Genomic DNA, 6,858 nt, shown 5'->3' on the forward strand with positions numbered 1-6,858 from the left:
GCAAGTGCTAATGAGGACGGGGGTAAAGTTAGTCCTTTCAATGCACTTGAAACAGAGCGAAGAGCGATAAGCACTGTTGCGCAAAAGGTAACTATCGCAGTAAAAGCAATTGGACTTTCGCCGCAAACCCCCAGCCTAGAGCACTTCCGCGCTTCTTTGTAGGAGCAGCCTTGTGCTGCGAAAGGGCCAGTGAAGGCATCAGAGGATATTGGGGTCTACCGGCCCTTTCGCAGCGCAAGGCTGCTCCTAAACGGGCGGGGTAGGCCTTGAGGTTGGTAACTGGATACCAAAGGTATTGGCCCCCGCGGCACTACGCACGAACACCTCCCCACCATGCATCAGCGCAATCGCCTTGACGATCGCCAACCCCAACCCATGGTTACCCCCACCACTATTGCTACGTGCCGCATCCACCCGGTAGAAGCGTTCGAACAACAACGGCAGGTGCTCTTCCTCGATCGCCGGCCCCGGGTTGCTCACGGCGATACTGACCTGCTCCGGCCCGGCAGCGATCTGCACCTCGATCACCTGGTGCGGTGCGGTGTGCTGCACGGCGTTGTTCAGCAGGTTGATCAGCGCCCGGCGCAGCTGGGCCTTTTCGATGGGCGCCTGGGCATCACCGCTCACACTCACGCTGACTTGCGCATCTTCGAGAATGTAGTCCAGGTAGTCCAGGGTGGTCGCCACTTCCTGGGCCAGCGAGGCCTGGGTCAGGGCAGTGGCCTTGCTGCCCTGGTCGGCACTGGCCAGGAAAAGCATGTCGTTGATGATGCTGCGCAGGCGCTCCAGCTCCTCAAGGTTCGATTGCAGCACTTCGAAGTAATGCTCGGCGCTGCGCCCTCGGGTCAGTGCAACCTGGGTCTGGCCGATCAGGTTGGTCAGCGGCGAGCGCAGTTCGTGGGCGACGTCGGCATTGAACGCCTCCAGCCGCGAGTAGGCCTGGCTTACCCGGTCCAGTGCGGCGTTGAAGGCACCTGCGAACTGTGCAAGCTCCGGGGCCAAGGTGTGGGTCTGCAGGCGCCCGTCCAGGTGCGGTGGGGCCAGGGCCTGGGCCTCAACGGACAATGCCAGCAGCGGGCGCAGGCCGATGCGCGCCACCCAGTAGCTCAGCAGCGAGGCCAGCAGCACGCCGAGCACCGCCAGCCCGACAATCGCCACCAGCAGGCTGTGCTGCGCCTGCCAGAAGGTTTCGGTGTCGATGCCGATCAGAAAGCGCAGCGGCGGCCGCTCGCCCAGGGCCGGCAGTTCGCTCACCAGCACCTTGTAAGGGTAGGGCCGGTCGGGCAGGTGCAGGTCGCGCATGCCCTGCGCGCCTTCGGCGAAGGCGCGGACCAGCTCGCTGGGGTGGCCGTATTCGTAGGCCGGGTTGCTGCTGACCACCCAGAAGCGAATGCGCTTGTCCTCTTCACTTAGCAGGTTGAGCTTGTTGTTGATCTTGACCCAGTGTTCCGGTGTGCCGAAGCGGTTGAGGGTGGACTCGAGCACACTGAAGCGCGCGTCCAGTTCGGCTTGCGGCAGCAGGTCGAGGCTGCGGTCTACCTGGCGGTACAGCGCCGAGCCGATCAGCAGGAACACGCCCAGCGCCACCAGGATGAACAGCGCCGACAGGCGCAGCGCGATGGAATTACCCCGCACGGCTTTCCAGGACATAGCCCATGCCTCGGATGGTGTGCAGCAACTTGTTGTCGAAAGGCCCGTCGAGCTTGGCGCGCAGGCGCTTGATCGCCACTTCGACGACGTTGGCATCGCTGTCGAAATTGATGTCCCAGACCAGCTCGGCAATCGCTGTCTTCGACAGGATTTCACCTTGTCGGCGGGCCAGCACGCTGAGCAGCGAGAACTCCTTGGCCGTCAGCTCCAGGCGCTGGCCGGCGCGTGTGGCCTTGCGCGCCATCAGGTCAATCCACAGGTCACCCACCTGCACCTGCAGCGGTTCATGGTTGCTGCTACGGCGGGTCAGGGCTTGCAGGCGGGCGACCAGTTCGAGGAAGGAAAACGGCTTGCCCAGATAGTCGTCGGCACCCTCGCGCAGGCCATGGATACGGTCTTCGACCCGTTCACGGGCGGTCAGCATGATGACCGGTGTCTGCTTGCGCGCGCGCAGGGCGCGCAGCACGCCATAACCGTCCAGGCCCGGCAGCATCACATCCAGCACGATCACTGCGTAGTCACCTTCCAGGGCCAGGTGCAGGCCATCGATGCCGTCCCGCGCCAGGTCGACGGTAAACCCCTGTTCGCTGAGGCCGCGATGCAGGTAGTCGGCGGTTTTTTCTTCGTCTTCGATGATCAGCACACGCATGGTCTTGTCCTAACTGGCACTGGGCGCCGCCGCACGGGCGGCCTGACGGCGGTGGAACAGGCGCTCCAGGGCCAAGTATATGACCGGGGTGGTGAACAGCGTCAGCGCCTGGCTCACCAGCAGGCCGCCAACCACGGCGATGCCCAGTGGCTGGCGCAGTTCGGAACCGGTGCCGAAGCCGAACATCAGCGGCACCGCGCCGAGCAAGGCGGCCAGGGTGGTCATGATGATCGGCCGGAAGCGCGTCAGGCAGGCCTGATGGATCGCCTGCTCCGGGGTCAGGCCCTGGCGGCGTTGGGCCTCCAGGGCGAAGTCGATCAGCAGGATGCCGTTTTTCTTGACGATACCGATCAGAAGCACCACGCCGATCAGCCCCATGATGCTGAAGTCCTGGCCCAAGGCCCACAACAGGATCAGCGCGCCGAGGCCGGCCGAGGGCAGGGTGGAAATGATCGTCAGCGGGTGGACGAAGCTTTCGTACAGCACGCCGAGGATGATGTACACCGCCACCAGCGCAGCCAGGATCAGCCAAGGCTGGCTCGACAGCGAACTCTGGAAGGCCTGGGCCGCGCCCTGGAAGTTGCCGCTGATGGAGTCGGGCATGCCCAGCTCGCGCTGGGTGCCCTCGAGGATGGTCACCGCATCGCCCAGGGCCACGCCCGGGGCCAGGTTGAACGACAGGTTGGCCGCCGGGAACAGGCCATCGTGGCTGATCGACAGCGGCCCGGTGCTGGGCGCCGCTACATGGGCTACTGCCGACAGCGGTACCATCTCGTTGGTCAGCGGCGAGCGCAGGTAGAAGTAGTTGAGGCTTTCGGCCTTGCCGCGCTGGCGGGCATCCAGTTCGAGGATCACCTTGTACTGGTTGGTCTCGGTCTGGAATTCACTGATCTGCCGTTGGCCGAAGGCGTCGTACAACGCCTGGTCGACGTCGGTGGTGGTCAGGCCGAAACGTGCCGCGGCCTGGCGGTCGATATCGATGCGGGTGACGCTGGCGCCCAGTTGCAGGTCGTTGGACAGGTCGCGGAACGCCGGGTTTTCCCGCAGGCGCTCGGTCAGGCGCTGGGTCCACAGGTTCAGCGCCATGCCGTCGTTGCTCTTGAGCACGTACTGGTACTGGGTGCGCGACGGGCCGGAGCTTAGGTTGATGTCCTGGCCGGCACGCATGTACAGGACGATGCCTGGTACCTGGGCCAGCTTGGGTCGCAGCCGGTCGATCAGTTCGCTGGCCGACACATCGCGTTCGCCACGCGGCTTGAGGGCGATCCAGAAACGGCCGTTGGCGATGGTCTGGTTGCTGCCGGTGACGCCCACCGAGTGGGAGAACGCGCGCACCGCCGGGTCGGCCTCGATGATTTTGGCCAGCGCCTGGTGCTTCTCGATCATCGACGGGTACGACACATCCGCTGCCGCCTCGCTGGTGCCAAGGATGAAGCCGGTGTCCTGCAGCGGGAAAAAGCCCTTTGGGATACCCACGTAACCGGCCACCGCCAGGGCCAGGGTCAGGCCAAACACCCCGAGGGTCAGACGCTGGTGGGCGAGGGCGCGGTCCAGGCCCTTTTCGTACCGCCTGACCAGCCGCTCGCCGAAGCCGCCCTTGTGCTCTCCGGGCGGGCGGCGCATGAACAGTGCGCACAGGGTTGGCGCCAGGGTCAGCGAAACCACCACCGAAATCAGGATGGTGGCGGTGGCAGTAAGGGCGAACTCCTTGAACAGCCGGCCGACCACGCCGCCCATGAACAGCAGCGGGATGAACGCGGCGATCAGCGAGAAACTGATCGACACCACGGTGAAGCCGATTTCCCCGGCGCCCTTGAGCGCTGCCGTGCGGCTGTCGTCGCCGGCCTCCAGGTGACGGTGGATGTTCTCCACCACGACGATGGCATCGTCGACCACGAAGCCCACCGAGATGACGATGGCCACCAGGGTCAGGTTGTTCAGGCTGAAGCCGAAGATGTACATCAGCGCGCAACTGGCGATCAGCGATACGCCGAGCACGCTGGACACCACCATGGTCGCCGACCACTGGCGCAGGAACAGCGCCATCACCCCGATCACCAAGGCCACGGCGATCATCAGGGTCAGCTCCACTTCATGCAGCGAGGCACGGATGGTCTGGGTGCGGTCCTGCAGCACCGACACTTCGACCGAGGCTGGCAGCATCTCCTGCAGCTTGGGCAGGGCAGCCAGTACCCGGTCCACGGTATCGACGATGTTGGCGCCAGGCTGGCGGAAAATCACCAGGTTCAACCCGGGCTGGTCGCCGGACCAGGCTTTGACGTAGGCGTTCTCGGCGCCATTGATCACCTTTGCCACGTCCCTCAGGAGCACTGGTGCACCGTCACGGTAGGAGACGATCAGCTGGGCGTAGTCGTCGGGATGGAACAACTGGTCGTTGGCGGCGATGGTCGAAACGCTGTGCTCGCCGTACAGCGCGCCCTTGGCCAGGTTCAGGCTGGTCTGCTGGATGGCCTGGCGCAGGTCGGCCAGGGTCAGGCCGATGGCGGCCAGTTTCTCGGGTTGCGCCTGCACGCGGATCGCCGGGCGCAGTTGCCCGGTGATGTTGATCAGGCCGACCCCGTCGATCTGGCTCAGCTGGCGCGCGAGCAGGGTTTCGGCGTAGTCGCTGAGGTCGTTGCCAGGCATCTGGCTGGAGCTGACCGTCAGCACCAGCACCGGGCTGTCGGCCGGGTTGACCTTGCGCCAGGTCGGCGGGTTGGGCAGGTCTTGCGGCAAGCGCGCGGTGGCGGTGTTGATGGCCGCCTGCACTTCCTGGGCGGCGGTGTCGATGTTCTTGTCGAGCGTGAATTGCAGGATCAGGTTGGTCGAGCCCAGTGCGCTGCTGCTGGTCATCTGGGTCATGCCGGGGATGGCGCTGAACTGCACTTCCAGCGGCGTGGCCACCGACGAGGCCATGGTTTCCGGGCTGGCGCCGGGCAGCTGGGCGGTGACCTGGATGGTCGGGAAGTCGGCTTCCGGCAGTGGTGCCACCGGCAGGCGCGGGAAGGCGATGGCCCCCAGCAGCACCAAGGCGAAGGTCAGCAGCAGGGTGGCGATGGGGTGGTCGATGCACCAGGCCGAAACACCGTTGCGCGTGTTCATGGCTGGCTCCGGCGGTCGGCCATTTCCGACGGCGCGGGGGCGTCGGGGGCCACCTCGACCCGCGAACCGGGCTTGAGCCGCGACTGGCCATCGAGCACCAGGCGCTCGCCCGGCTTGACCCCGGCAATGATGTTCAGCCCGCTGTCCTGGTACAGCACCTTGACCGGCACACTGGTGACCTTGTCACCGTCCAGGCGGTAGACAAAGTGCCCGTCGACGCCGCGCTGTACCACAGGCGGCGGCACCACCAGGGCGTTTTCTTCCACGGCGGTGCGCAGGCGGATGGTGACCAGCTGGCCCGGCCACAGGCGGCCGTCCTTGTTGTCGAACTCGGCTTTTACCCGCACGGTGCCGGTGGTGGCGGAGATCTGGTTGTCGATCAGTGCCAGGTGGCCTTCACCGAGCAGGCTGCGTTCGCCGTCGGCATCCATATAGGCCTGCACCAGTGCCGGGGTGGGCGCCTTCAGCAGGCTTTGCAGGGTCGGCAGCATTTGCTGCGGCAGGGCGAATTCGACGGCGATCGGGTCGATCTGGGTGACGCTGAACAGGCTGCGGGTATCGCTGGTGCGCACCAGGTTGCCGGGGTCGACGTTGCGAATACCCACCCGGCCGGTCACTGGCGAGCGGATCTGCGTGTACGACAGCTGCACCTCGGCATTGGCGATGGCCGCCTGGTTGCCCTTGACCGTGGCTTGCAGGCGGTTGACCAGGGCCTGCTGCTGGTCGAGGGTCTGCTTCGAAACGCCGTTGTCGGTACTCAGCAGGCGGTAGCGCTGCAGGTCGACGTTGGCTACCTGGATCTGCGCCTGGCTCTGGCCAAGTTCAGCACGGGCCTGGTCGAGGTTGGCGCGGATGGCGCGGTCGTCGAGGGTGGCCAGCAGGTCACCTTCCTTCACCCACTGGCCTTCCTTGACCAGCACCTGGGTCAGTACACCCTCCACTTGCGGGCGCACCTCGACGCTGTGCAGCGACAGCACCGAGCCGATGGCGCTGGCATAGCGCGGCACGTTCTGCTGGACGACGCTGACCACGCGCACCGGGATGGCGGTTTGCGCGCGGGTGGCAGGTGCTGGCTGGCGCTGGCCGAACCAGATACCCGCTACCGCCAGGACCAGGAGCGCCAGGGCGGCGAGGATGACAGGGCAGGACGGACGTCGCATCGGTGCGGGCACCTTGGCCATAGGGGAGGGAAGTGGCTGTATTCAATCTTATAGCCCTCGAACCGGGTCGGCAGCGTGACCGCTGGCTGACAGTGCTGTCAGTTTCGCCTGTTCCGCGGGAGATCGTTCGCCTTTTGCGCTGCGCTGTCGCGCGGCGATCTGCGTTCCCCGTGGGAGATCACCCAGCCCTTCCGGGCTGCGCTGTCGCGCAGCAAACATGAGGCGCATGACTTCAGATCTGTGGCAGCGCTGACATTTTGAAAAAGAAAAGGCGGCTGGCCTATTAGGGCCAGCCGC

4 protein-coding genes are annotated in these 6,858 nt (G+C 65.3%); all 4 read right to left on the minus strand.

The window, feature by feature from the left end:
- Positions 1–246: 246 nt before the first annotated feature.
- The 4 genes from WM94_RS20720 to WM94_RS20735 are packed head-to-tail and all read right to left on the minus strand — an operon-like array spanning position 247 to position 6,561.
- Positions 247–1,650 carry a heavy metal sensor histidine kinase gene (locus tag WM94_RS20720; RefSeq protein WP_061552020.1) on the minus strand — a complete coding sequence of 468 codons (1,404 nt, stop codon included), beginning with the start codon at positions 1,648–1,650 and terminating at the stop codon, positions 247–249.
- A complete protein-coding gene (locus WM94_RS20725) occupies positions 1,625–2,299 on the minus strand; it encodes a heavy metal response regulator transcription factor (protein WP_024086289.1) in 675 nt (224 codons plus the stop codon). The genes WM94_RS20720 and WM94_RS20725 overlap by 26 nt, the downstream gene beginning before the upstream one ends.
- A gap of 9 nt (positions 2,300–2,308) precedes the next feature.
- Positions 2,309–5,401 (minus strand): multidrug efflux RND transporter permease subunit, encoded by a 3,093-nt coding sequence (locus WM94_RS20730; protein ID WP_061552021.1) that lies wholly within the window; start codon positions 5,399–5,401, stop codon positions 2,309–2,311.
- Positions 5,398–6,561 carry an efflux RND transporter periplasmic adaptor subunit gene (locus WM94_RS20735; protein ID WP_061552026.1) on the minus strand — a complete coding sequence of 388 codons (1,164 nt, stop codon included), beginning with the start codon at positions 6,559–6,561 and terminating at the stop codon, positions 5,398–5,400. The genes WM94_RS20730 and WM94_RS20735 overlap by 4 nt, the downstream gene beginning before the upstream one ends.
- Positions 6,562–6,858 lie beyond the last annotated feature (297 nt).

Origin of the sequence: Pseudomonas sp. ABFPK, from assembly GCF_001586765.1 — a bacterium.
GTDB lineage: Bacteria > Pseudomonadota > Gammaproteobacteria > Pseudomonadales > Pseudomonadaceae > Aquipseudomonas > Aquipseudomonas asiatica.

What these genes read in the sequence shown, in the direction of transcription:
- WM94_RS20730 (WP_061552021.1), bottom strand. Translation starts at nt 5,401, where the DNA reads ATGAACACGCGCAACGGTGTTTCGGCCTGGTGCATCGACCACCCCATC.
- WM94_RS20735 (WP_061552026.1), bottom strand. Translation starts at nt 6,561, where the DNA reads ATGCGACGTCCGTCCTGCCCTGTCATCCTCGCCGCCCTGGCGCTCCTG.
- WM94_RS20720 (WP_061552020.1), bottom strand. Translation starts at nt 1,650, where the DNA reads ATGTCCTGGAAAGCCGTGCGGGGTAATTCCATCGCGCTGCGCCTGTCG.
- WM94_RS20725 (WP_024086289.1), bottom strand. Translation starts at nt 2,299, where the DNA reads ATGCGTGTGCTGATCATCGAAGACGAAGAAAAAACCGCCGACTACCTG.